This is a genomic window from Microcoleus sp. AT9b-C3 (genome assembly GCF_036705485.1).
In the GTDB taxonomy this organism is placed as follows: domain Bacteria; phylum Cyanobacteriota; class Cyanobacteriia; order Cyanobacteriales; family Microcoleaceae; genus Microcoleus.
In genome coordinates, this window is record NZ_JAUBUR010000034.1 from 1 (window position 1) to 25822 (window position 25822).

The following is a 25822-nucleotide window of genomic DNA, read 5'->3' on the forward strand; positions in this document are numbered from 1 at the left end:
TCAGCTCCGAGTTAACCATTTTTCTTCATTTTACATCATCTTGCATTTGTCTCACATTTATTTGAAATGACTATAAATTAAACCAGGGCTGCTATTAAGTTATTTAATTGAGCAACTAAAACTTCTTATTCGATATTTATTGTATAATTTTTTGGTGCTAGTACACCGAGCTGTGACAGTTGCGTAAGTCCTGGTAATATTGAATATCCATTGAGATAGATTTTCATGGTGGATTGTCCAAGGCAGCTTTACCAAAATTTAAAATTAGCAAAAATGCTTAACAGAAATAAGTTAAAAGCTATAAAGCTGAACATCAGGGTCGCGACAGCAAAATCCCCAAAATAATAGGTAAAATTGATGGCGACAGACATCCGACACCAGCCGGAAAACGGCTACTACTCAGAACCAACTCAGCCTTCCCCAACAGAAAATCTTAGTAGACGATCGCCCATGCGCCTCCAGAGAAGCCTGAGTTCTATTGAAACCTGGGGCTTTGGCCTGAGCGGTCATATCGCATGGGTAACAATTGCACCACCAATGTACGCCGCTCTGGGCCCAAATGCAATTTTCGTCTGGCTGCCCGCCGTGTTGTTAGGAGTGATCCTGAACCTACAAGTGAAACGCTTAGGGGAACATTGGCCAGAAATGTCCGGGGGAACACCCAACTATATCACCAGGCTACTGAGGAACTATCCCTCTCTGGGTCGCTATGCGGCGTTCGGTTACTTTCTGAGTTGGGTAGTATATCCATCAGTGAATGCGATCGTCATTACAGACCTCATCCAAGCTAACCTGGAACCCTTGGGCATTCCCTGTCCCAGAACAATTCTCATAGTTGGATTCACACTGATCGCTTATATTGTGGCATTTAGTGGCACTCGCGCTCTAGGAATACTGCACGCATTTTTCGTGTTCCCAGCAATTGGATTTTTACTGGTGTTTGGCATCCAAGGGATGGGATGGTTAGCTTTATCTCCTGAGAGTCCCGGACTTTTTCCCAGCAGTTGGCCAACCTTAACCTTTGTAGACTGGGCTAAGTGGTCGTGCTTCGCGATCTACGCTACTTGCGCCTGCGAAACCGCTTCCTCCTTTGTCGCCGACAGCCGTCGTCCCAGTGAAACTTTGCGGTTTCTAAACTTAGCTGCGGCGCTAATTGTACCCATATTTCTAGCCAACTCCTGGGTACTAATGCGCTTAGCCACCGCTGAAGGACTGGGGGAAGACTCGTTTAAGAATTTATCAGCAGCCGCCTTACCATTTTGGGGCCCGTCAGCTTCCTTAATCGTCACACTATTGCTGGCTTCAAGCTGTTTTTTAGCTTGCGCCACTGCGGTTTCTAACTCTCCCCGAATTTTGTACCAACTCGCTTTAGATGGATATGTTGCACCCGTTTTTGCGATCGTTTCCCGCCGAGGTGTTCTGCAACCGGGCTTGATATTTTGCGTTTTAATTAATTTGATCGGTTTATTGTGGATAGATATAACTCGGCTATTGGTGATTGGTTGTGTTGCCTTCATCGTAATGTTGATGTCACTCTATCTCGGACTCTGGCTGCGGCGAGGATCTCCAGAAGTGCGATGGCCTTGGTGGGCATTAGGCTTCTTTATTTTAAATGGTGTGGTGTTGCTGGTTGGAGGCTTAGCTTGGAGTCGGGAAGATGTGGTGATTGGGTTGCTGTTTCCTGTGGTTATTTTCGTAGTGGATGTGGCTATCCGTCGCATTCCCTTTGCACCGTTTCATCCAGAATGGTGGATTCAGCGTTATCGGCACGATCGCAAGAGCTTGATACCAGATTTTGTGGCGTTTCAGGTTGTAGTCGCGATTTTACTGATTTGTAGCGCCGTTACGATCGGCTGGTTGTTTGGTATCCCCTTAGAAGCTAACTCAAGTCTTGCCTCTAATCTTTTGGTAGTCCTAGTCTTGAGTATCACCTTTGTCGGGGTAGCCGTTGCCTGTTGGACGAGCATATCCCAGGTTGTCTTAATGGACGAGGCACGAGAGGGAGCAGAACAGCTTTTTACCATTGCCCTAGATGCTATTGTGGTGCTGGATGAAAAAGGTGTAATTCGTCAGACTAATCCCGCTGCGGAAAGCATCTTCGGAATAGATATTACAAGGCTAATTGGGTCTTACCTGAACAAATTACTACCCGGATTAGCGGCTCAGCCAGAGCAGTGGCTCAGTCGCAGCGAACAAACCCTCAACTTACCAAATGGAAACTCGCGCATCCTCGAAGTTGCCATCTCAAACCGATTCTCTCAACAAGCTTCACTTTCCAATCAGGATCTGCAAGAATATGTGGCGATCGTGCGCGATATCACCGATCGCAAGCAAGCCCAAGAAGCACTGCAAAAAGCTAATGAAGAACTAGAAATCAAAGTCAAGGAGCGTACATCTGAACTCACCCATACTGTGCAGCAATTGCAAAATGAGATTGAAGAGCGCCAGCGGATAGAAGCAAATCTCAGAGCTATGCAAAATCAAATTGTTGTCCAAGAAAAACTAGCTTCTCTGGGCAGTTTAACAGCAGGCATTGCCCACGAAATCAGAAACCCCTTAAACTTTGTCAACAATTTCTCAGAACTTTCTGCTGAATTAACAGAAGAACTGTTTGAAAAAATTGAAAATCAAGCAGAACGTTTAGATCCTGAAACCAGTGAGGATATTGCCGAGCTACTAACCGATCTCACAGCTAATCTTAAAAAAATCAATCAACACGGTCAAAGAGCAGACAAAATCGTTGGCAATATGCTTTTGCATTCGAGGGGACAAAGCGGTCACTGGGAAGCTACAGATATAAATAGTTTATTAGCCGAATATATCAATCTAGCCTATCACGGGATGCGAGCGAAGGAAGCTAGTTTTAACATTACCATAGAAACCGACTACGACAATGACATAGGCGACATAGATGTCGTGCCACAAGACATCGGCAGGGTTTTTCTTAACATTATTAGCAATGCTTGCTATGCAGTCTATAAAAAGCAGCAAGAAATCGGACAAGAATTTTCACCGCTGCTTGACGTGAGGACTCGCAATCTGGGTGACGCGATTGAAATCCGCATTCGCGATAATGGCTCAGGTATAAAACCAGAGGTACTCGATAAAATTTTTAATCCCTTTTTTACTACAAAACCACCAGCCGAAGGTACGGGTCTAGGTCTTTCTATCAGTCAGGATGTTATCGTCCAGCAACATCGAGGAGAACTAAAAGTCGAAACAGAAGTAGGAAAATACACAGAGTTTATAATTAAATTGCCCCAAAAAATTACCCGAAATTAAGGAGTTTAAAAGATGAAAGTAATGGTGGTAGATGACGAGGAAGATATTCAGTCACTGTTCAAGCAGAAATTTAGGAAAGAAATCAAAGCAGGGCAAATTAACTTTCATTTTTGTCTGTCCGCAGAGGCAGCTTTGAACTACTTAGGAAACCAGGATGAAGCGTCTATTGTATTGATTTTATCGGATATTAATATGCCAGGAATGAATGGGCTAGAACTGCTCAGGATTCTCAAAGAAAAGTTTCCCGATTTAAAAGTTTTTATGATTACGGCTTATGGAGATGAGAGAAATTACCAAACCGCAATGGCTTATGGAGCTGATGACTATATTACTAAGCCTGTTAATTTTGATACACTCAAAAATAAAATACTCAATTTGGAGTAAACTCACAAGGAAACATATTGAGTAATTGGTAATGGGTAATTCCTAATTGAAAGCAGTACCTCAGTCGAGTTAAAATTGCTCGATTGCATTTTCCTTATGTGCTTCTGGAGCGCAAGTTTTTTATGAGTTTTAATAGTCACTGAAACATTAATATGTCAGCAAAAATACTGTTTGTGGATGATGAACTAGATTTAGAATCTCTAATTTCCCAGAGATTTAGAAAAAAAATACGCGCCGAAAAATGGCAGCTTTTTTTTGCCCATAATGGCGTACAAGCGCTGGAAAAATTGAAAGAACGCCTGGATATAGATATAGTAGTGACCGACCTTAATATGCCTGAAATGGATGGTCTGACTTTACTCTCTCAAATTAATCAGATAAACCTCCCCCTCAAAACAATAGTTATATCAGCCTATAGCGACATAAAAAATATAAGAAATGCGATGAACTTCGGTGCTTTTGACTTTCTAACCAAGCCGATAGATTTTCAGGATTTAGAAATTACCCTCAACAAAACGCTGCGCGAGGTGCAACAGTTAAAAGAAAATCTGCGCTTGCGGGAGTCAGAAGCTCGCGCTAGAGAAGAAGCTCAGCATTTACAGAACTGTATGCAAGACCTAAAAAATACCCAAGCTCAACTGATTCAGACTGCAAAAATGTCTTCTTTGGGTCAAGTGGTTGCGGGGATTGCCCATGAAATCAATAACCCCGTCAACTTTATCTACGGCAATATCAGCCACGTCAGTGATTATATCCAAGACCTACTCCACCTGCTGCATCTGTATCAGCAGTACACTCCTCCCAGTTCGGAGATTCAAACTGAAATCGAAGCCATAGATTTGGAATTTCTGATAGCAGATTTACCCGCTATTCTGGCTTCGATGAAAGGGGGTGTTGACCGCATTCAGAAGATTGTTTTGTCTTTGCGTAACTTCTCAAGGTTGGATGAAGCTCACATAAAGCCTGTTGACATTCACGAGGGGATAAAAAGCAGCCTGATGATTTTGCAGAATCGACTTCACACAAGGGCAGCGCGTCCTGAGATTCAAGTTATCGAGGACTACAGCGCTCTGCCTTTAGTCGAATGCTATGCTGCAGAAGTAAACCAGGTGTTTATCAACATCCTTTCTAATGCGATTGATGCTTTGAAGGAGTACAACAAACAACAGTCACTAGAGGACATCCGCGCTTGCCCGCTGGCCATTACTATTCGCACTTTTCTGAAGCAGGAAAAATCCCGTGTCGTCATTCAAATTCTGGACAATGGGCCGGGAATGACCGCCGAGGTGAAAGACCGTATTTTTGAACCATTTTTTACTACTAAGCCTGTAGGTGAGGGTACTGGTTTGGGTCTTTATATCAGCTACCAAATTGTACAGGAGAAGCATGGGGGCGCATTGAAGTGTTTTTCAGAGGTGGGGCAGGGAACAGAGTTCTGGATTGAAATTCCAATCAGACAAACGAGGGCGACACTCAACCTTAGCTAATCCATCGACTTTTACCAAACTCAGAGCCTATTCTAGCCATCCGGTTTGCCATTGCAGAAACCAGCCTTTTCATTACTCCTGAAATAATCTATAATAGGACGTAAAGTAGATAAAAATTACTCGTTGGATAAGTTAATAAACCCCAGGAGTTCAAAAAATGTCGCCTACAACGGAAATGGCTCTCAAGATGCCAGCTAAAATATTATTTGTGGATGACGAGCCAGATTTAGAAACTTTAATTTGCCAGAAATTTAGACAAAAGATCCGCACAGGAGAATACCAAGTTTTTTTTGCACACAATGGTGTAGAAGCGCTTTCAACGTTGCGAGAGCAGCCGGATATAGATATTATACTGACAGACATTAATATGCCAGTCATGGATGGCATGGCTTTGCTCGCGAAACTTAACGAGCTAGTTACTCTGGTCAAAACAGTAGTTATATCTGCCTATGGCGACTTGGGAAATATCAGAAAGGCAATGAACGGCGGGGCCTTTGACTTTTTGATTAAGCCAATAAATTTTCAGGATTTAGAAATTACAATTAACAAAACTTTATGCCATGTGCAACAGCTCAAGGACAACGAGCGCTCCCGCCAAGAAAGAGAGGAGAAATTGCGGCAATCGGAGGCGCGAGAGCGAGAAAAAGCGATCCAACTAGAACTGGCACTGCAAAATTTACAGCGCACCCAGTCTCAGCTTATTCAGACTGAGAAAATGTCGAGCTTAGGACAACTAATTGCAGGTATTGCCCACGAAATTAATAATCCTGTTAACTTCATCTATGGCAACTTAACTTATGTCGCGGATTACACTCATCAGCTATTGAGTTTAATCACGCTTTACCAACAGCACGATGCCGATAAATACCCTGAAATAGAAGCTTTAATTGAGCAAATAGAGCTGGAATTTATCAAAGAGGATATGCCTAAAATGCTGTCTTCGATGCAATTGGGGGCAGAACGTATCCGTCAGATTGTGGTGACGTTGCGGAACTTCTCGCGCCTAGACGAAGCTGAGATGAAACCCGTTAATATTCATGAGGGAATCGATAGCTCTCTAGTAATTTTGCAGAGTCAGCTCAAGGCTAAGCCGAATTCTTCGTCTATTCAAGTTATTAAAGAATACGGAGATTTGCCACAAATAGAATGTTATGCCTGTCAGTTGAATCAGGTATTTATGAATTTGTTAAGCAATGCCATTTATGCCTTGAATCACTATGATAAAAAACTCAGCCCTGAGCCAATTAAAAACGAGCCTAGGACGATTACGATTTCTACTTCTCTGCTGAATTGCGAGTCGGTAAGAATCAGTTTTAAAGATAATGGCCCGGGGATGACAAGCGATGTAATAAATCGGCTATTTAATCCTTTTTTTACAACTAAACCTCTGGGTGATGGCACGGGCTTGGGATTATCGATCAGCTATCAGATTGTGGTGGAGAAGCACGGCGGAGATTTGAAGTGTTTTTCGCAGCCCGATCGAGGTGCAGAATTTGTGATTGAGATTCCGATTAGGCAGAGCGAGCGGGTAGAGATGAAGGCGAGTTAAGGGGAATAAAATTGGCTAAAAGAACGCGAAATCCGTACAAGTCAAGCTTATTCGTTGTGCGAATTGAGGGGCGGAAATTTACACCTTTGGTAGCGGTAGGCTGCGGCATCGCACTCAGCGGGAGTGAAAGTAAATACCAGATTTTAAGTCGTTTGTCAGCTTGTCAGGGTCGCGGACTGGTTAAGGTGATGGGTGAGAGCATGAACACGCCTTCACCTTAACCAGTTGCGTAAGTCTTGAACTAATAATTAATGACTAATGACTAAGGATTATCTTCCTCCGACGACGACATTTTTAATCCGCAAATGGGGGCCGCCGACGCTTACGGCCAAACCGTTCTGGCCGCCTTTACCGCAACCGCCGTAGGCATAAACCGAGTCGTTTCCTATAGACTCAATATCCTTTAACGTCTGAAATACATTGCCGCTTAAAGTGACATCGCTGACCGGTTCGGCCAATTTGCCGTCGCGAATCATGAACCCTTGAGCCGCCGCAAAGGTAAACATTTCGCCGTTGGTTTGTCCTCCCAACATCCGCACTGCATACACTCCTTCGTCAATGTCGGCAACCATTTCGTCAAAAGAATGTTCGCCAGACTCGATCGCAGTATTAGTCATCCGCACCAAAGGCATAAAAGTAGCGCTCAGAGCCCGGGCATTTCCCGTCGGACTTTCGCCCATTTTGCCCGCAGTCTCGCGATTGTGCATCCGAGCGGCTAAAACTCCATTTTTAATTAAATGCTTGCACTGAGCCGGCACGCCTTCGTCATCGTATTTCAAAGTTCCCGGCAATCCCGGCACAGTTGCGTCGTCAATTACATTCAATTGTTCGATCGCCACAGGCTTGCCCAAAGTCAACAATTCCTGCATTTTCGGGTTTTCGTAAATGCCGTCTGCTTCCGACAAATGACCGAAAGCTTCGTGAATAAAAACCCCCGACAAATAAGGGTCTAAAATCACCGGATACTGACCGCCTTTCACCGATTTTGCCTCTAGTTGGCCCACAGCTCGAACTGCCGCACTTTTAACACGATCTTCAATATTTGTCAAGATCTCGTAATCCGATCGCGAGTGAATCGACTCAAACCCTTGGCGGACGACACCGCCCTCGCCGCGGGCGATAGCCCCGAAACGGCCGGTCACGTCCAAGCGCTCTTGAGCGATGCAAGTACCTTGAGAATTCACAAAATAAGTAATCCCAAATCTGTCGCTGTAACCTGCCATTGTCGTCTGAATTCGCGGGTCATAATCTAACAGCAACTGATTGTAATATTCGAGCAATTTCCGCTTTTCGGCTAGAGTAATAGAGCGCGGGTCGCGGCCCAATTCCACCGCTACATAATCTTGAATCGGGGTGACATCTGCTAGTAGAGTTTTTTCGCTGCCAACCAAACGAGACTGCACTACAGCTTCTTCAATGCGGTCTTTTAACTCAGCTAAACCGTTAAAAGTTACAAAACTCCAGCCACCTTTGTGACAGGCGCGGATGCCGCCGGCGAGACTAAAACTGCGGTTGACAGCATCTAACCCAGGGCCGCGAAAACTAATCGCAGTTGACTCGCTTTGTTCAAGGCGAACTTCTAGATAATCTACGCGATCGCGGTAAGGTGCGATCGCTTCCATCAACTGTTCTTGCATCAAATTGCCCCTATGAATGATTAGCCGTAGCGCTGAAAAAAATTATTGCTAACTTTATTTTAGCTAATAACTTCCGTCTTGCGGGGGGCGCGCTCCCCCACGACAGCGGTGGGGGAGGATGGCGCACCCTACCCGATAAATGACGAGTCAACAAATTTTAGATTTTAGATTTTAGATTTTAGATCGATCCCATCCCGTCCTGAGCCTGCGAAGGAATGAATCCAGGGGCTTTTTAGGAAGGATGCAAAGTTTTTTAAAGTCTCCGTCCTGAGTCTGCGAAAAAATGAATCCGGGGGCTTATGACCACATTACTTTCGGTCAGTCGATTTGAGATTTAAAACTTTGTCCGCAGAATAGATGATTAGAGGCAAGCCGATGCCCGCGTTCGGCGGGCGTCCTAGAAGACCCAAAACTCGTGCTAGCTTGCGAAAAGTCCGGTATCCCCGAAATCTTGGATTTGCTTAAAGAAATCGAACTAAACTAAATCTATCTAAAGACGTAAAAAAATACCTTAACCCCCGGCAGATGGAATACTTTAAGGTTAAAAAATTCCAAATTTCACCGTATTTAGCAGCTATTTCGGCATCAATAGCAATTTTGGTCGGAGTTGGCATTTTAGATCGATCGGAACAGCGGCGATTTTTTCACTACAACCGCGCTAGCACCCTTGAGCGCCTCAGCACAGTCCGTTCTAAGCTCGAAGGCGCTTTGAATTCCCGCGTATTTTTGACGCGGGGTTTGGGGGCTTACCTTTCCAACAACCCAAACATCACTGAAGCCGAGTTTACAGCGACGGCGAGAATTCTGGTGGCACAGCAACCGGGCATCCGCGCCATAACTTTAGTTAAAGGCACGACGATCGCTTACATTTATCCACGGGAGGGAAATGAAGCGCTGATCGGGGTTGACTTGACGGCGCTACCCGAACAGCGGCAAATGGTCAAAGAGGTCATCCGAAACAGAAAAACTTTGCTTGCCGGGCCCGTGAAATTATTGGAGGGGGACGAGACGTTTATCAGCCGATCGCCGATTTTTCTCACACCATCCGGCGTCGAACCCGAAACAGGAGTTTACTGGGGCTTGACAGGTCTGATCATCGACAAAAATTCCCTGATTGAGGAAGCAGGACTCCACGACTCCTCAGCGAACCTGCAATACGCTCTGCGAGGCAAAGACGGGACTGGAGCATCCGGCCTTGTGTTTTTCGGTGACGGGTCAATTTTTCAGCACAATCCGGTGCTGCTGGAAGTGACTTTACCCAACGGTTCCTGGCAGTTGGCAGCAATTCCGGCGGGAGGATGGCCTGCGAATTCGCCGTTTCGGGGGTGGCTGCTTTTTGGAGGTGGTTTGCTGGCACTTTTGAGCGGCGCGGCGGTTTTTAGCTGGGTGTACGGTCGTGCGAAACTGCGATCGAGCGAAGTTAAGTATCGGCAACTCGTTGAGAATGCTAACAGCATGATTGTGCAGTTAGACAGTGAAGGCAAGATTACTTTTTTTAACGAGTTTGCTGAAGCTTTTTTCGGGTATTCAGAAGCAGAAATCATCGGCAAAAGTGCGATCGGCACAATTATACCGAAAACAGAGTTATTTGAAAGTGACCTGGCGACAAAGATTCGAGACTGTTTGGCACAGCCAGAAAAATACTTCCAAAACGAAAATGAAAATATCCGCAGCAATGGGGAAAGAGTGTGGATAGCGTGGACCAATAAACCTTTACTAGATGCGAAGGGAAATTTGGCAGGACTGCTTTGTATCGGGACGGATATTAGCGATCGCAAACAAGCTGAAATCGCTCTGCAAGCTTCGGAATCGGAACTTCGAGCTTTGTTCGCTGCCATGAACGACGTAATTTTCGAGGTCGATATTGAGGGACGATGCCTGAAAATTGCCCCGACCAATCCCCAATTATTGTACAAGCCATCGGCGGAGTTGGCCGGTAAAAAAATCAGCGAATTATTCAACCCAGAAATGGCTGAATTTTTTCTGGAGCAAATTCGCACCGCCCTCGCTACAAATCAAACCTGTACTTTTGAATATAACCTGGAAATTGCCAGCGTACAAAAGTGGTTTGCCGCTACCATTTCGCCACTGAAAGAAAAAACAGCTCTGTGGGTAGCCCGCGACATTACAGAGCGCAAGCAAGCTGAAAGTTGGTTGACCGGTCAAAAACAAATTTTAGAAATGATTGCTAAGGGCGCTCCTCTTGGCGATACTTTAAATACTTTAGTTGAAATTATCGAACAGCAATCTAGAGATGTCATCGGTTCGATATTGCTTCTAGCTCCCGATGGCAAACATTTACTGCACGGAGCCGCGCCCAGTTTACCCGACAGTTACAATGCTGCTATTCATGGCAAAGCCATCGGCCCAGATGTCGGTTCCTGCGGCACTGCTGCCTTTAGCCGCCAACAGGTGATCGTTACAGATATTGCCACCGATCCTTTGTGGAAAAATTATCGAGATTTAGCCTTGAGTTTTGGACTGAGAGCTTGCTTGTCTATTCCTATTTTCTCATCTCAGGGTCAAGTTTTGGGAACTTTTGGAATGTATTATTCCCAACCGTGCCACCACCCAATTGTTAATCTGCAATTGATAGAAGCGGCGATGAATTTAGCAGGAATTGCGATCGAACGTAACCAGGCAGAAGAAAGTCTCAAACAGCTCAATCAAGAACTAGAAAATAGAGTCAAAGATAGAACGGCTCAATTGATGCAAACTGAAGAACGCTGGCAGTTAGCACTCAAAGGCAACAATGACGGCATTTGGGACTGGAACTTGCAAACAGGGAAACTTTTTGTGTCCGAGCGGTTTAAGGAAATCACTGGTTACGAAGATAGTGAAATTATTGATTACAATAACAAATGGAAGACGAGTTTGCATCCCGATGATTTAGCTATTTCTCAGCAACTTCTTCAAGAACACTTGGAGAGAAAAACGCCGCATTACATCACCGAATACCGCTTGTGGTGCTACAACAGCGCTTACAAATGGATATTGAGTCGGGGACAAGCTTTGTGGGACGCATCTGGAAAAGCAGTCCGCATGGTTGGTTCAATTACTGACATTACGGAGCGCAAACAAGCAGAGGAAGCATTGCGGGAAAGCGAGGCAAAATTCCAAAAGCTGTCTGCTAATTTGCCGGGAATGATTTATCAATTTTTGTTGTCTCCAGATGGCTCTTTCTGTTTTCCTTACATAAGTGCTGCTTGCCGAGAACTTTTTGAGTTAGAACCAGAAGATGTTCTGCAAAATGCGGCTTTGGTAACAGATTTGATTCATCCCGAAGACCGCCAAAATTATGAGGAATCGGGTGCTATTTCTGCCCAGACTTTGCAACCTTGGCAGTGGCAAGGACGGATAGTGCTACCTTCAGGCAAGATTCTCTGGTTACAGATAATGTCGCGTCCTGAAGCTAAAGAAAATGGCGATATTCTTTGGGACGGCATCGCCGTTGATGTTACGGATCGCAAGCAAGCTGAGTTAGCTTTGCAAGAAAGTCAGCAGTTCATTCAAAAAGTAGCATCGGCTACTCCCGGTATTTTGTATCTCTACGACTTGGAAGAACAGCGAAATATCTACACTAATACTTCAATGCTCGCGCTTTTGGGCTATACCAGCGACGAAATTACAGCGATGGATTCGTCACTGATGTCTCAGTTAATACAGCCAGAAGATTTGCCTAAAATTGTGAAACATCACGCCAGCTTTGCAGGAATTGAAGATGGCGAAATTAGGGAAATTGAGTACCGGGTACGGGCAGCAGATGGCCAATTTTTGTGGATGCAAAGCCGAGATACCATTTTTAGCAGGAATGTTGACGGTCAGGCTAAGGTAATAATTGGATTTTGCCAGGATACTACGACTCGCAAGCAAGCAGAGGAAGCACTGCGACAAAGCGAGGCGCGAGAAAGAGAAAAAGCTCGAGATTTAGAGTCAGCGCTCCTAGAATTGCGCTCTACTCAAACTCAGCTCATTCAAACTGAAAAAATGTCTTCTTTGGGGCAATTAGTTGCCGGGATTGCTCACGAAATTAATAATCCCGTTAACTTCATTTACGCTAATATTGATTATCTCAACCAGTATACAAAACAGTTGCTCGATCTGGTGAGTCTTTACGAACAGGAGTATCCCGAACCTAATTCCAAAATTGTCGATCGCATTCAAGAGATAGATTTGGATTTCATGGCTGAGGATTTAAGAAAACTTGTGGGTTCTATGCAGGTAGGAACCGAGCGCATCCGGCAAATTGTGTTGTCTCTCAGAAATTTCTCCAGGCTGGACGAATCGGCAATGAAGCCGGTCGATATCCACGCGGGAATTGAAAGCACTTTGTTAATTTTGCAGCACCGCTTGAAGAGTCGGGACAGCCGCCCGGAAATTGAAGTAGTTAAGGAGTTTGGAAAACTGCCACTGGTGGAGTGCTATGCCAGCCAACTGAATCAGGTGTTTATGAATATTATTGCTAATGGAATTGATGCTATTGAAGAACGATGTCACCAGTTATCGGTTCCACAATCAGAGACAAAGAGTGGACGGATTGCTATTTCCACCCGTGTAACTCCCCAGAACACTGTTAGGGTAGAAATTTCGGACAACGGTACGGGCATTCCCGAGGGGATAGTCGATCGCATTTTTAACCCGTTTTTTACTACAAAAGCTGTGGGGAAAGGTACGGGGTTGGGAATGTCTATCGCGCACTCGATTGTGGTGGAAAAGCACCAGGGTAAGATTGACTGTATTTCGTCCATAGGATGCGGAACAACTTTTAAGATTGAGATTCCGATCGACAAAGTGGATAAATAGTAGGGTGCGTCAGTCGATTTTAGATTTTAGATTTTAGATTTTAGATTTCACTCGACAGTGGTAGAGTGCGTCTGTCGATTTTAGATTTTCAGGCGCAGGCGTGGAGTCATAAGCTGACGTACCCTACAAGTATTAGCAGTTCCTGATTTTCAGGCGCAGGCGTTTGGAGTCATAAGCTGACGCACCCTACAAGTTAACGACTAAAATAGATTGAAGCTGCTAAGGAAGCGGTGCTGCATCAAACCTTTAATTGTATAAAAATTGACATGATGGGATTAATCCTGGAAGCGCTGCAAGCAATGGGACACAATGTCCGCTGGATGTCTTGGAATTTGTTTTTGGCTTTAGTACCGCTGGGCCTGAGTTTTTGGCTGTTCCGCAAACCTCGATCGCGCTGGCTGCTGTGGGGTACGGCCTTCCTCCTGGGCGCTACTTTTTTGCCCAGTACGCGCCATGTTTTGGCTTATCTGAAGCACATTGTGCAAGATGTGGGCAAAACTTACGTTTTGGGGGCGATCGCCATTACACTCGCATTGATGGCTTTAGACATCTGGGTACTGCGGCAGCGCGGAGTTCGCTCTCTCCGCTGGTGGGCCTGTTTTTTCTGGTTTATCGCATTTTTACCCAATGCGCCCTACGTTTTAACTGATATCATTCACCTGATCCGCCAGATTAAAGAGGGGAACTCGGTGTGGACTGTGGCTCTAGCTTTGATTCCGCAGTATCTAGCGTTTATGCTAGCCGGGTTTGGGGCTTACGTGCTGTCGGTGATGAATTTGGGTTACTATTTGAAGCAACAGGGTTTGAGTAGATTTATCCTGGCAACGGAGATAACTATACACGCACTTTCGGCGATCGGAATTTATTTAGGGCGATTTATCCGCTTCAACACTTGGGACATTCTTACTAACCCCGATGCGCTAGTTAACACAGTAATGAACGATTTGATTGGCAAGCGTCCGGTTTTAGTAATGGCTGTAACTTTTGTAGTAATTGCTGTTTTGTATTGGGTAATGAAACAAGTAGTTTTAGGAATTAGCCACCGATTTTACAGCAGTAGATTGCAGTCAGACTTGACCGGCGATAGCGCCACTTCTTCCAGCTAGAGCGATTGGAGATTTGAGATTAAATAATTGATTCAACAGATGAGTCTAAGAGCTTGAACTAAGTTACTAAATTTTTTCTGTCCACCAGTTAACTCGGAAAACAAGTTTCCGTCTGTGGGTGAGACAAATTTTTTCGCGAAACTCCCAAATAAATTACTGCTGCATTTTGTCACAAGACTTGATATGTTAGAACAGTCAAAGTAGTTTTGTAAACAGCAAAGATGAATCGATTTGACCGTCAGTTGTGGCAGAGATTTATTGCGATCGCCCAACCTTACTTTTATCCTTTAGAGCCTGGAGGCGGCAGAATTTTTTTAGGATTAGTGGCGCTGTTGTTGATATTTCTCTTCGCTGCGATGTTTGTGGCTGTCAGTGTTGTCAGTTTGGGTGCTCAAGTCTTTTTTCCAGAGGCTTTTAACGGGGTTGCGGCTGGCTTAGCTACTTTGATTAAAGGGATTATCTACTCACCTAAAATTGCGATCGTTGGTTTAATGATAATCCTCCCGGTGGCTGCTTTTGTCTTTTTTAGAAGCAAGTTGATACCGCGCTGGAAGCAGTGGAGCATGTTAGCTCTGCTGCTATTTTTGTCGCTGTCAGTTAGCGGAATTAACGTAGTCATTAGCTACATTGGTAACTTTTTTACGACATCACTTGCTGAAAAAGATCAGACCACTTTTTGGCGCTTTATGTGGGTCTATGCTGGAGTTTTCATCATCAGTACTCCGATAGTGGTGATTTACCGCTATACAGAAGAAAAACTAGGACTGTATTGGCGAGAGTGGATGACTGATAGTTTTCTGGATAGATATTTTCAAAACCGCGCTTATTACGAAGTAAATTCTCAGAGAGAAATCGACAATCCCGACCAGCGAATAGCTGAAGATATCAAATCATTTACGAGTACGAGTTTATATTTTTTGCTGCTGATGATGGGATCAATTATTGATGTTATTTCATTTACGGGTATTCTTTGGTCTATTTCTAAAAATCTTTCGATCGGATTAATCATTTATGCTGTCTTTGGGACGACAGTAATGGTAATTATTGGCAAAAGGTTGATAATTTTTAACTTCAATCAGCTCCGCAAAGAAGCAGACTTTCGCTATGGCTTAGTACACATTCGGGACAATGCAGAATCAATTGCATTTTATCGGGGAGAAGCACAGGAATCTGTTCAGGTAAAACAGCGATTTTTAGAAGCAGTTCGGAACTTTAATTTGCTAATTGGCTGGCAGCGGAATCTGGAATATTTTACACTCAGCTATAAATATGCAACTTATATTATTCCCTCTTTGTTTCTGGCTTCTATCTACTTTGCAGGTAAGATCAGATACGGCGATATTACTCAAGCTGAATTTGCTTTTCGTCAGGTTTTAGTGGCATTTTCTTTAGTTGTATATAATATTGAAGACTTGAGTGCTTTTGCGGCGGGGATTAATCGTATAGCTACGTTTAATGAGTATTTAAAGTATGAAAAAAATGCTGTTAAATTAGACGGAATTCAAACAATCGATACAGTTATAAATTCGCAGTTGATATTGGAACACGTTACTTTAGATACTCCGAAGCAGCAAAAGAATTTGATTAGGGATTTGTCGGTAGCGGTGTCGCCAGGGGAAGGACTGTTAATTGTCGGTCAAAGCGGTGCTGGGAAGAGTTCTTTGCTGCGGGCAATTGCGGGTTTGTGGGACGCGGGAACGGGTCGTTTGACGCGGCCGGAATTGGGGGAAATGCTATTTTTGCCGCAGCGTCCTTATATGATTTTGGGTAGTTTGCGATCGCAACTTCTGTATCCCAACACCAGCAGCGAGGTTGATGAGAAAAAATTGCGTCGCGTTTTAGCATTAGTAAACTTAGCAGATTTGCCGGACAGATTGGGCGGTTTTGATGCGGATTTAGATTGGTCTGAAATTTTGTCGCTGGGAGAACAGCAGCGTTTAGCTTTTGCTAGATTGTTATTGACGGAACCGAGATACGCTATTTTGGATGAGGCAACAAGTGCTTTGGATTTGAAAAACGAGCAACATTTATACGACCAATTAAAAGCCACTAAAACTACTTTTGTGAGTGTAGGCCACAGAATGAGTTTGTTGCAATATCACCAGCAGGTTTTGGAACTTTTGGGCGATGGGGGTTGGCGGCTGGTTTCGACGGAAGATTACCGCGCTAGTATGAAGGTTTTTAGCTGATACAGCACTGCTTTCAGGAATTGTGAATTTACCCGGTTGTTGGTTCGCGGTGGGTTGTGGTGCGGTTGGAGATTTATGGTTGGGTCCTATAAATTAATCGCCGTGTCTCTACCTATCGTACAATAGGTTATACGAGTAGGGAAACAGCAACAATTTATGGCGATAAACTCCCCGTTCCTCATACCATTTTAGATTAAATAATTAAATTATTAAATAATAGAATAATTGAATAATTGGGAAGGACTGATGGTGTATGGGTTTGGATCACTGGCTGAGAGTTGCATTTTTTCAAACTGATATCACAATCGATAATTGGGTATAAATATCTAAAAATGCCCAAACAACAAAAAGCAAGCTGAACGTTGGCAGATTCGATTCAATTGCTCACCCGCGAGAACTCACACAATATAATAGAAGATAGATTTTTAGTATAGGCGAGATTCCTACCTTGACTACTCCGATTCCTCAAAACTTTGTGCAAACGATCGCCAAACAGCGCGGTGTCACAGATGCCGAATTAGAAACTGTGTTTATGGCTCTCGACGGCCAATCTACAGCGACGATCGCCACAAAGCTGGGCATTAGCGACATCGCCGTTCGCAAAAGACTCGGCGAAGTTTACAAAAAGTTTCAGATCGGGGGGAACGGCCCTGGAAAGCTTTCGGAATTGAGGCATCAGTTGCTGTTTTCATACCACACCGATCGGGGAACGAGCGATTTTAGTCGAGGTAAAGGCTCTCTATTGAAGATGGCAATTGGACACCGACAGGAAGATTGGGGCCAAGCACCAGATGTTTCGGTTTTTTATGGACGGACTGAAGAATTAACTACTTTAAAGCAGTGGATTGCATCCGATAATTGTCGCCTGGTAGCGCTGCTGGGTTTGGCTGGTAGCGGCAAAACAACTCTGTCGGTGCAGTTGGCAAAACAGATACAGAATGAGTTTGATTTTGTGATTTGGCGATCGCTGCGATCGACACCAGCACCATCCGACTTCCTAGGAAGCTTAATTCAACTTTTTTCTAACCAACAAAAACCCGATGTGCCCATCGACCTCAACAGCAAAATTTCGCGCTTGGTAGAGTATCTGCGGAAACACCGCTGTCTGGTAATTTTAGACGATTTTGAAGCGGTTCTCAGACCAGAAGAATTAGCGGGACACTACCGGGAAGGCTACGAAGGATATCGAGATTTAATTGTGCGGCTGTGTGAGGTCAATCACAATAGCTGTTTACTGCTAGTTAGTTCGGAAGAACCTACGGAACTGGCTTTGCTGGCGGGAGAAAAAGTGCGGTCTTTAAAACCTGCTATTTCCGAGGAAATAGCGCGGGAAATTTTCCAAGAAAAAGGTTTGTCGCCTCAAGATAAAGAGTTGGAAATCTTGTTATCCCGGTACGGAGGCAATCTGTTAGCATTAAAGATTGTAGCGACAACAATTAACGAGTTTTTCGAGGGAAATGTTTTAAAGCTTTTGGAAGCAACGGCGTTATTTATTGAAGAACATATCAGCAATTTGCTGGCGCAGCAGTTCGATCGAATGTCGAGTTCCGAACAAGATATTGCCTACTGGATTGCTATTGCTCAAAGCCAGATTTCCCTAGCAACTTTACGAGAGCAGATGTTGGTCAATTCATCGCTTTCAGATTTGCTGAAAAATCTCGATTCTCTAGGTCGTCGCTCGCTGATTGAAAAAATTAGTGAGGGCGGGGAAACTGTTTTTATGCTTCAGCCTTTGATCGTGCAATATGTGAGCGACAGATTAGTCGATCAGATTCGAGCGGAGGTTTTGGAGACAGTTAAGACCCAAGGAATAGAAAGAATGCGGCTGTTGAAAACTCACAAATTGAGCATCAACATTGCTAAACGGAAAGGGGATAAAGGCGAACCAAGTAGCTCTATTTTAGTATTAGTAAAAAATCGGTTGCAAGTGTTGTTTGTGAAGACGACAGGCTCTGAAGAACCTCTAAATATCTTGAAGAAAGTGGCCTCTGATCTGGAGGATAAATCGATTCTTGAGGTGGGATATGCTAGGGAGAATCTGGTGCAGATTATTTCAGAAATTCAGCGATAAGAAAAAAGCGATCGCCCTTTGACAAAAGCGATCGCCCAATTTTCAACACAAACAGAGTTCGATAAAATTATTTGACAATGCCAAAAACCGATGCAGATTCAGACCGTGTAATTTTGTCCAAAGCAGGCGATTTTTGAGCTTGGGCAATCTTGGGAACCAAAAGTTGATTCGCATAAATCCGAGGATTTTGTTGAGCGATTTGGATGTAAGATTGGCGGACTTCTGCGTTGACTGCGACAGTCTTGGCATCGTAGACTTGCATCGCCATGTTGGGATAAAAACCAATGCCGACAATCGGTATCAAAAAGCAAAATGCGATCGCCACTTCCCGAGGTTTAGCATCAATAAACGGTGCATCACCCGGCAAAACGCAACTATTACCAAAACAAACCGCTTCATCCAGATTGTTTCTCTGATTCTGCAAATTGAGATCCTCAAGGTCGCAAGCCGCTAGTGTCCCACAGTTGTAAAATAACTGTCGCAGCATTGAGAGCAAATAAATCGGCGTCAAAATCAGTCCTACAGCAGCCAGGAAAACTGTCACCGCGCGGAAAGAACCGCTGTACATATCGCTAGTTGCGACGCCCACAAACACGGACAATTCGCTAGCAAAACCGCTCATTCCGGGGAGTGCCAAGGATGCCATCGCGCCTGCGGTAAACAAGGCAAACACTTTCGGCATGACTTTCCCAATCTCGCCCATCTCGTCCATGATCATTGTATGGGTGCGATCGTAAGTAACGCCAGCCAGGAAAAACAATACTGAGGCGATTAAACCGTGGGAAATCATTTGCAACAGCGCCCCGTTGATTCCCAAATCCGTGAAGGAAGCAATACCCAACAACACGAATCCCATGTGAGAAATCGACGAATTCGCTAGGCGGCGCTTCATGTTCGATTGACCGAAGGAATTCAGCGCGCCGTAGATAATGTTGACCACGCCGAGCACCGCCATAATCGGTGCAAAGTAAACGTGTGCTTGGGGAAGAAGTTCCAAATTCAGCCGAATCAGTCCGTATCCGCCCATTTTCAGCAATACGCCTGCCAGAATCATGGACACGGGAGAAGATGCTTCACCGTGGGCATCAGGTAGCCAAGTGTGGAAGGGGAAAATCGCCAGTTTCACACCGAAGGCAATCAGCAATCCCGCATAAAGCAGTAATTCTAAACCCAGTGGGTAGTCCTTCAACCCAAGTTCTACCATGTCGAAGGTGGGGGTGCCTCCGCCGTAGAATGCCATTGCTAAGGCAGCTATCAAAATAAAGATGGAAGCGCCTGCGGTATAAATCAAGAATTTGGTAGCTGCGTAGCGACGGTTTTGTCCGCCCCAAATCGAGATTAGCAGGTACACCGGAATTAGTTCTAGTTCCCAGACAATGAACAGCAGCATGATGTCTTGGGCGACGAACACTCCTATTTGTGCGGAGTACATCACCAGCATCAGGAAGTAAAAGAGTCGTGGCTTGCGATCGACTTCCCAGGCTGCAAAGATTGATAGCGTCGTCACCAATCCCGCCAACAGTACCAACGGAACAGACAGCCCGTCAACGGAAACAGACCAGTTGAGGCCTAAAGAAGGTATCCAGGAATATTGCTCTACGATTTGGAAAGTAGAGATGCTTGGATCGTAATGAGTCCAAAACACCCAGCACATTAATACAAAATCTGCAATACCTACGCCTAGGGCATACCAGCGCACGGTTTTGCCGTCTGTATCGGGCAGAAAAGGGATGGCGAGGGAAGCTACCAGGGGTAGGATGACAATTGCGGTCAGCCAAGGAAATTGATCCGCTATCATAGTGAGAATAAATACTTAGTTGGAAGTTACCAAAATTATAATACTAAATTTAATTAAAACTTAAGATTTATTCATAAATATTTTTTATATCTTAGGGCGTGTCATTAATTAGGTAGGTTGACAAAACAGAATTAACGTGTATTGAGTAGCGCTCATAGGGTTAAGCCAGCCAAATGACTGATGCTGCCAGTAGCGCCGTGTCATGGGGTTTTCCTGAAGCTTGAGTGAGCGATCCGATCCCTACCCACATTCGTCAGCTTTTGTCAACTCTTTTAATTGATGACACACCCTAGATAAAAGCAAAATAAAATATCACGAATTGCTACACACGTCAATTGATTTTCGATTTTTGATTTTTGATTTTCGATTCAGGACTTACAAACAACAAAATATAGCGTTTTGTAGGCGCAATCTGCCTGGGGTGGCGCCTATTCTGGTAGATGGTTGGGTAAGTTTTGTGTATTAAGGGCGATCGCAAATTAGCTTTCAATCAGCGTTCAATCTGGATCAACTCCCAATTCGCGCAACTTAGCCGCCAATCGTTGTGCCCTTTGGCTTTCCTGGTCAGCCCTTTGCCTTTCTTGCTCAGCCCTTTGGCTTTCTTGCTCAGCCCTTTGCCTTTCCTGGTCAGCCCTTTGTCTTTCTTGCTCAGCCCTTTGCCTTTCTTGCTCAGCTTGTTCTGAACTCCACAGCAACAAATTACCTCCATCATCCCACCAGCGCAGCCAGTTCATCGTTTGTCCCAACCTTTCCCCCGACCAAATCCCCAGATATAGTTCCAGTTGTGGAATCCACACCCGCCCCTGCTCATTGGCTGAATATAAAACATACCGCCCATCTTGCAAATAGCGCACTTCTAAAATACCTTCGTAGGGGTCATAAGTGACATAAGTAGGTACTTGAAGAATCTGTTCGTAAAAGTGGAGTTTGCCATAGGGCGGAGTTGCTCTGACCGATAATTCTCCTCCCTCTGCTTCCGAGAGAAACTCCATCACGATCGCCACATTAGCACCATCAGTGTGAGGAGTATAAGTACGGCGAATTACCCCATCTGCTAGAGGATGCACTTGTGGCACATAAAACCAGTCTGGAGCTTTGACAACAATCTTTTTATTGACTGTAGCGACTAACCCCAAATTAGAGGCAATCAGCATTTCTGGCTGGATACATCCTGCGGCTCCCAGTGCATCGGTGAGACCAGCGGCGAGAGAAGGTTGTTGAGTATTTTCTACCGGATCGTCCGGTAATATGAAGTTAGTTGGTAGGGGTTCCCAGGTGACGGTTGGTTTGGCTTTGATAGACGAGGCTTCGAGTACCATTGTATTAACCCTCAACCAGAAATGTTTGTAAATTTATTTATATTAACTCAAGTTGCGAGTTATTCTAAAAACAAAGAAGGTTGAAAACTGATAGAAGTATTCAGAGCGATCTAGATACAGTCAAGAGTTGTTCGCCAAAAGATGCAATTAAAGAGCGATCGACCAATTGCGATATCCATTGTTCCGGTATACCAGATTCTCCGTAAAAAGCCCCCGCCAACTGTCCGTAAACCGCACCAGTTGTATCCGCGTCGTCGCCCAAATTCACAGCCAACAAACAGCCTTCAGCAAAAGAAGAACTGTTGTAAAACGCCCAAAGCGCCGCCTCCAAAGACTTGACAACATAACCCGTACCTTTAATTTCAGGAGGTTGTCGCAATTTAAAAGAACCCGCCGCAATCTCATCAATCTCTCCTACCAGCGGATTTGCTGCCCAATATCCAGAAATCGGACAAAATCTTTCCGACAGCAACACATCTTTAGCAACTCCATTCACAGCCCCCGCAATTAAAGCACCAAAATAGCGGCAAGCATCCACACAAGTAGCAGCACCGTGAGTAGTTCTCGAACTTTCTGCAGATTTTTCTATGACTTCCAAAGGATTTTTAGCATAAAACAAAGGCACGGGAGCCAAACGCATAATCGAACCATTTCCAGCAGTCCCAGCATCGGTAGAACCACAGAAAGGTTTTCCTGTATTTTTAAACTGCCAAAGTGCTTGCCGCACCGTATTGCCAATATCAAAACATGCACCAGTGCTGCTCAAATGTCCCTCTCGCCACCACCGCACATAAGTTTCTAACTGATGGACAGGATCGAAACCTTGTTTCTCAATCAAACTTTCGGCCAAACAAAGCGCCATCGAAGTATCATCCGTCCACTCGCCCGGTTGCAGTCGAAACGGGCCGCCGCCAACCATATCGTTAATAGGCGCAAACGTTCCGGGGCGATGGAACTCTAAAGTTGTTCCGAGAGCATCGCCCACTGCTAAACCGAGAAGACTGCCGCGATAACGTTCTATTTGTTGCATAACCTAATTGAAAATTAATAATTAGTAAGCGCTAGTGAATTCAAAACCATTTCTCTCAGCATCTGATCTGCCTGTATAACAATCGATGCCAAACTTGTCAAATTCTCTCATTCTCTCCTCTGTTAAATCTCTTTCTCTGTGTTCTCTGCGCCCTCTACGGTTCATTAAAACAAAATCTCGTCCACAATCGAAATAAAATTGTGAACTTCTCTCATTCTCTCTTCTAAATCTCTTAATTCTCTTTCTCTGTGCCAAGAGCGCCCTCTGCGGTTCATTAAAACAAAAACTCGTCCACAATCGAAATAGAATTGCCCTGGCTGCCGTTAAAAATAAAAAAACAAGACTTTCCCCCCCAAATGCTGAGGCAAAAGACGACTCAGGCTAATATTGATGTTAACCTGTCCCTACCCGAGATCAAACTGTCCCATGACACCCGATGCCTCCGCCGCAGCCGCTGCTGCCGCCCCTCAATCAACACCCGAAGTCAGCTTAGAGTTGCAAGTCCGACTCAAGACAGAAGATGGACAGCTACTATTGCTACTCCCCCCAGAAACCAATAGCGAACCCGCAACAGCTTCCGCCTCGACTTGGACTGAACTTTGGCAACAGCTAAAAGTTAGGCTGAATGCGGGAGAACGCTTTTGGCAGCCAAACGCAGAAGTACAATTGATGGGGAACGATCGACTTTTAGATATCCGCCAACTGCAAGAAATCGCTGATGCACTAGCCGAAGTGGAACTGCAACTCAAACGAGTCCACACCAGTCGCCGCCAAACCGCTGTTGCCGCAGCTACGGCAGGCTATTGTGTAGAACAGCAGCCTCCGGTTTCTTCCCTGAATAAAACCACTGCCGAAAAACCGCAATCACTGGCGGAACCTTTATATTTGCAGATGACAGTGCGATCGGGCGTAGAAATTCGCCATCCGGGCACCGTCGTACTTTTGGGAGACGTAAATCCTGGCGGATCAGTAATCGCCGGAGGCGATATTCTAGTTTGGGGCCGTTTGCGGGGAGTCGTACACGCCGGTGCTGGTGGCAACACCAAAAGCGTGATTATGACCTTGCAGATGGAACCGATGGTGATTAGGATTGCTAAGTATGTTGCCAGAGGCCCAGAAACCTCACCCGCTCAGTTTTTCCCGGAAGTCGCCTATGTGACGCCCCAAGGGATTCGGATCGGTAGAGCCTCTGATTTTGACAAATCGCAGTTAGTGGGGGGTAATGAGTAATCGATAATTGATAATTGGTCATTAGTAATGGGTAATTGGGAATTGGTAAGGGGTAATTGGTAATACTATTTCTCTTTAACCCTGCACTTGATAATTGTTGCCTAGGCTAAATCAGTCACTAAAGGACGATTTAAAAATTAAGTGCAAATTTATAGAGGATTAGTATTACAAGGAGAGTTGTGGGTTTATGAAGTAGGGACAAAGGCTTTCGCAGTGTCCCTACGGCGGGGATAGATCGCTCGCGCGGTGTCGTTCATAAACGTGGTATCTGCTGTAATTGACTGAATAACAGATTGCTGCCAAATTACCCAAGAATAATTGCTAATTATCAATTAACAATAAGACCAATTACCAGTTACAAATTACAAATTACCCATTACCAATCACCAATTCCCAGTTACCAATAAATCTAAAATCGCTTATGGCTCGCATTATTGTTGTTACATCAGGGAAAGGCGGGGTAGGAAAAACGACCTCCACAGCCAATCTCGGCATGGCTTTAGCTAAGCGGGGGCGGAACGTTGCCGTAATTGATGCCGATTTCGGTCTCAGAAATTTAGACTTGCTGCTGGGCTTAGAAAATCGGATTGTTTACACGGCATTAGAAGTTCTCGCTGGAGAGTGCAGATTAGAGCAAGCTTTGGTGAAAGATAAGCGGCAGCCACGCTTGGTGCTGTTGCCGGCTGCCCAAACTCGGATGAAAGATGCCATCAGCGCTGAGCAAATGAAGCAGCTTGTGGGGATGTTGGGAGCAAAATACGACTATATTTTGATCGACTCTCCTGCTGGAATTGAACAAGGTTTTCAAAATGCGATCGCCCCGGCTCAAGAAGGGATAATTGTCACAACTCCCGAAATCGCTGCTGTCCGAGATGCCGATCGAGTCATCGGTCTGCTGGAAGCCAACAACGTCAAGAAAATCAACCTGATCGTCAACCGGATCAGACCCGCAATGGTGCTGGCAAATGATATGATGTCGGTACAAGACGTGCGGGAAATCCTCGCCATTTCGCTCTTAGGCGTCGTTCCCGACGACGAGCGCGTCATCGTTTCCACCAACCGAGGCGAACCATTAGTATTGTCGGAAACAGCATCTTTAGCTGGAACTGCCTTCGACAATATTGCCCGCCGCTTAGAAGGCGAAAAAGTTGATTTTCTCGATCTAAATCCCCGTCCCGAAAACTTCTTTACTCGCCTCCGCAAGTTCTTAAATACTAAAATTATGTGATGTGCTTATTGGCGATCGATCTTTAACAGCAGCGACCGCATCACAAAAACTAGCCCAAATTTTCCCCCAGTGACACCAGTTCCCAAAAAGAATGAAACTGTAGACCAACTCCAAACCAGACGGGAATCAGTAATTCCCCAATCGAAAATCGAAAATCGAAAATCGAAAATCGTATGACGTTTTCTATGCCTAACCCTTGACAAATCAGCCTGACCCATGATACATACACTTCTCGAACGACTTTTCCCGCGCACCCCTGACAACAGCCGCGACGAGGTAAAACGGCGCCTCAAACTGGTTCTAGCCCACGACCGCTCAGAACTCAGCCCAGAAATGGTTGAGTCGATGCGCCGAGAAATTCTAGAGGTGGTGTCTCGCTACGTGGAAATCGATACCACCGGGTCTGAGTTCTCGCTAGAGAGCGACCAGCGGGCCACAGCACTGATTGCAAATCTTCCAATCCGGCGAGTCAGGCTCGAACATCCACCGGAGAATTTGCCCCAGAATTTGCCCCAGAATCCGCCCCAGAATCGACCCGAATATGTACCGGAGTATGTAGTCGAAACTCTGCCCGACACGAGAGAGTGATAGGGATTGACATTTTATTGTCAGGCAAAGAGTTCGATTCGAGCCTATCGCCATTTAAATTAAACTCTAGCAACCGCTTTCCTCGGTTAGAAAATAGACTACAATTAGTCGCCAGTTTTGC

At 45.0% G+C, this 25822-nt stretch carries 16 protein-coding genes; 12 read left to right on the plus strand and 4 right to left on the minus strand.

The features are described 5' to 3' along the window. Positions 1-357 precede the first annotated feature (357 nt). The 5 genes from QUB77_RS24705 (at position 358) to QUB77_RS24725 (ending at position 6923) form a co-directional block, all read left to right on the plus strand. Positions 358-3282, plus strand: a complete 2925-nt coding sequence (locus QUB77_RS24705) for an ATP-binding protein (protein ID WP_333178088.1) — start codon at positions 358-360, stop codon at positions 3280-3282. A 12-nt stretch (positions 3283-3294) separates the two neighbouring features. Beyond that, a complete protein-coding gene (locus QUB77_RS24710; protein WP_333178085.1) occupies positions 3295-3666 on the plus strand; it encodes a response regulator in 372 nt (123 codons plus the stop codon). Between the two features lie 152 nt (positions 3667-3818). Next, positions 3819-5153, plus strand: a complete 1335-nt coding sequence (locus QUB77_RS24715; protein WP_333178082.1) for an ATP-binding protein — start codon at positions 3819-3821, stop codon at positions 5151-5153. Positions 5154-5310: 157 nt separating this feature from the next. Continuing rightward, entirely contained in the window at positions 5311-6702 is a 1392-nt protein-coding gene (locus tag QUB77_RS24720; RefSeq protein ID WP_333178079.1) for an ATP-binding protein, read from the plus strand. An 11-nt stretch (positions 6703-6713) separates the two neighbouring features. Continuing rightward, positions 6714-6923 (plus strand): hypothetical protein, encoded by a 210-nt coding sequence (locus QUB77_RS24725; protein ID WP_333178077.1) that lies wholly within the window; start codon positions 6714-6716, stop codon positions 6921-6923. A gap of 48 nt (positions 6924-6971) precedes the next feature. Here QUB77_RS24725 and QUB77_RS24730 read toward each other — a convergent pair whose 3' ends face one another. Further along, positions 6972-8339, minus strand: coding sequence for a TldD/PmbA family protein (locus QUB77_RS24730; protein WP_333178075.1), 1368 nt, complete (start codon positions 8337-8339; stop codon positions 6972-6974). 525 nt (positions 8340-8864) lie between these two features. Between QUB77_RS24730 and QUB77_RS24735 the strand changes: the two genes are divergently transcribed. The 4 genes from QUB77_RS24735 (at position 8865) to QUB77_RS24750 (ending at position 18508) form a co-directional block, all read left to right on the plus strand. Further along, a complete protein-coding gene (locus QUB77_RS24735; protein ID WP_333178072.1) occupies positions 8865-13142 on the plus strand; it encodes a PAS domain S-box protein in 4278 nt (1425 codons plus the stop codon). A gap of 266 nt (positions 13143-13408) precedes the next feature. Beyond that, complete coding sequence (locus QUB77_RS24740) at positions 13409-14248, plus strand: DUF1361 domain-containing protein (protein WP_333178069.1); 840 nt, start codon at positions 13409-13411, stop codon at positions 14246-14248. A 221-nt stretch (positions 14249-14469) separates the two neighbouring features. Further along, the gene (locus QUB77_RS24745) at positions 14470-16437 is read left to right on the plus strand and encodes an ABC transporter ATP-binding protein/permease (protein ID WP_333178066.1); all 1968 of its coding nucleotides are present in this window, start codon (positions 14470-14472) and stop codon (positions 16435-16437) included. Between the two features lie 448 nt (positions 16438-16885). Continuing rightward, positions 16886-18508 (plus strand): NB-ARC domain-containing protein, encoded by a 1623-nt coding sequence (locus QUB77_RS24750; protein WP_333178064.1) that lies wholly within the window; start codon positions 16886-16888, stop codon positions 18506-18508. 67 nt (positions 18509-18575) lie between these two features. Here QUB77_RS24750 and QUB77_RS24755 read toward each other — a convergent pair whose 3' ends face one another. The 3 genes from QUB77_RS24755 to QUB77_RS24765 form a co-directional block, all read right to left on the minus strand. Beyond that, positions 18576-20306 carry an NAD(P)H-quinone oxidoreductase subunit 4 gene (locus QUB77_RS24755; protein WP_333178061.1) on the minus strand — a complete coding sequence of 577 codons (1731 nt, stop codon included), beginning with the start codon at positions 20304-20306 and terminating at the stop codon, positions 18576-18578. A 497-nt stretch (positions 20307-20803) separates the two neighbouring features. Further along, a complete protein-coding gene (locus QUB77_RS24760; RefSeq protein WP_333178059.1) occupies positions 20804-21625 on the minus strand; it encodes a Uma2 family endonuclease in 822 nt (273 codons plus the stop codon). Positions 21626-21725: 100 nt separating this feature from the next. After that, entirely contained in the window at positions 21726-22655 is a 930-nt protein-coding gene (locus QUB77_RS24765; protein WP_333178057.1) for an ADP-ribosylglycohydrolase family protein, read from the minus strand. Between the two features lie 426 nt (positions 22656-23081). Between QUB77_RS24765 and minC the strand changes: the two genes are divergently transcribed. The 3 genes from minC (at position 23082) to minE (ending at position 25701) form a co-directional block, all read left to right on the plus strand. Continuing rightward, positions 23082-23885, plus strand: coding sequence for a septum site-determining protein MinC (gene minC, locus QUB77_RS24770; RefSeq protein WP_333178055.1), 804 nt, complete (start codon positions 23082-23084; stop codon positions 23883-23885). Positions 23886-24306: 421 nt separating this feature from the next. Continuing rightward, positions 24307-25113: a septum site-determining protein MinD gene (minD, locus tag QUB77_RS24775; protein ID WP_333178052.1), complete on the plus strand. Its 807-nt coding sequence runs from the start codon at positions 24307-24309 to the stop codon at positions 25111-25113. Between the two features lie 216 nt (positions 25114-25329). Next, on the plus strand, positions 25330-25701 hold the full coding sequence (minE, locus tag QUB77_RS24780) for a cell division topological specificity factor MinE (RefSeq protein WP_333178049.1): 372 nt from the start codon (positions 25330-25332) through the stop codon (positions 25699-25701). The last annotated feature ends 121 nt before the right edge of the window (positions 25702-25822 follow it).

Excerpts from the sequence above, each read along its gene's own strand:
- QUB77_RS24705 (WP_333178088.1), top strand. The coding sequence starts at position 358 with ATGGCGACAGACATCCGACACCAGCCGGAAAACGGCTACTACTCAGAA.
- QUB77_RS24710 (WP_333178085.1), top strand. The coding sequence starts at position 3,295 with ATGAAAGTAATGGTGGTAGATGACGAGGAAGATATTCAGTCACTGTTC.
- QUB77_RS24715 (WP_333178082.1), top strand. The coding sequence starts at position 3,819 with ATGTCAGCAAAAATACTGTTTGTGGATGATGAACTAGATTTAGAATCT.
- QUB77_RS24720 (WP_333178079.1), top strand. The coding sequence starts at position 5,311 with ATGTCGCCTACAACGGAAATGGCTCTCAAGATGCCAGCTAAAATATTA.
- QUB77_RS24730 (WP_333178075.1), bottom strand. The coding sequence starts at position 8,339 with ATGCAAGAACAGTTGATGGAAGCGATCGCACCTTACCGCGATCGCGTA.
- QUB77_RS24735 (WP_333178072.1), top strand. The coding sequence starts at position 8,865 with ATGGAATACTTTAAGGTTAAAAAATTCCAAATTTCACCGTATTTAGCA.
- QUB77_RS24740 (WP_333178069.1), top strand. The coding sequence starts at position 13,409 with ATGATGGGATTAATCCTGGAAGCGCTGCAAGCAATGGGACACAATGTC.
- QUB77_RS24745 (WP_333178066.1), top strand. The coding sequence starts at position 14,470 with ATGAATCGATTTGACCGTCAGTTGTGGCAGAGATTTATTGCGATCGCC.
- QUB77_RS24755 (WP_333178061.1), bottom strand. The coding sequence starts at position 20,306 with ATGATAGCGGATCAATTTCCTTGGCTGACCGCAATTGTCATCCTACCC.
- QUB77_RS24760 (WP_333178059.1), bottom strand. The coding sequence starts at position 21,625 with ATGGTACTCGAAGCCTCGTCTATCAAAGCCAAACCAACCGTCACCTGG.
- QUB77_RS24765 (WP_333178057.1), bottom strand. The coding sequence starts at position 22,655 with ATGCAACAAATAGAACGTTATCGCGGCAGTCTTCTCGGTTTAGCAGTG.
- minC (WP_333178055.1), top strand. The coding sequence starts at position 23,082 with ATGACACCCGATGCCTCCGCCGCAGCCGCTGCTGCCGCCCCTCAATCA.
- minD (WP_333178052.1), top strand. The coding sequence starts at position 24,307 with ATGGCTCGCATTATTGTTGTTACATCAGGGAAAGGCGGGGTAGGAAAA.
- minE (WP_333178049.1), top strand. The coding sequence starts at position 25,330 with ATGATACATACACTTCTCGAACGACTTTTCCCGCGCACCCCTGACAAC.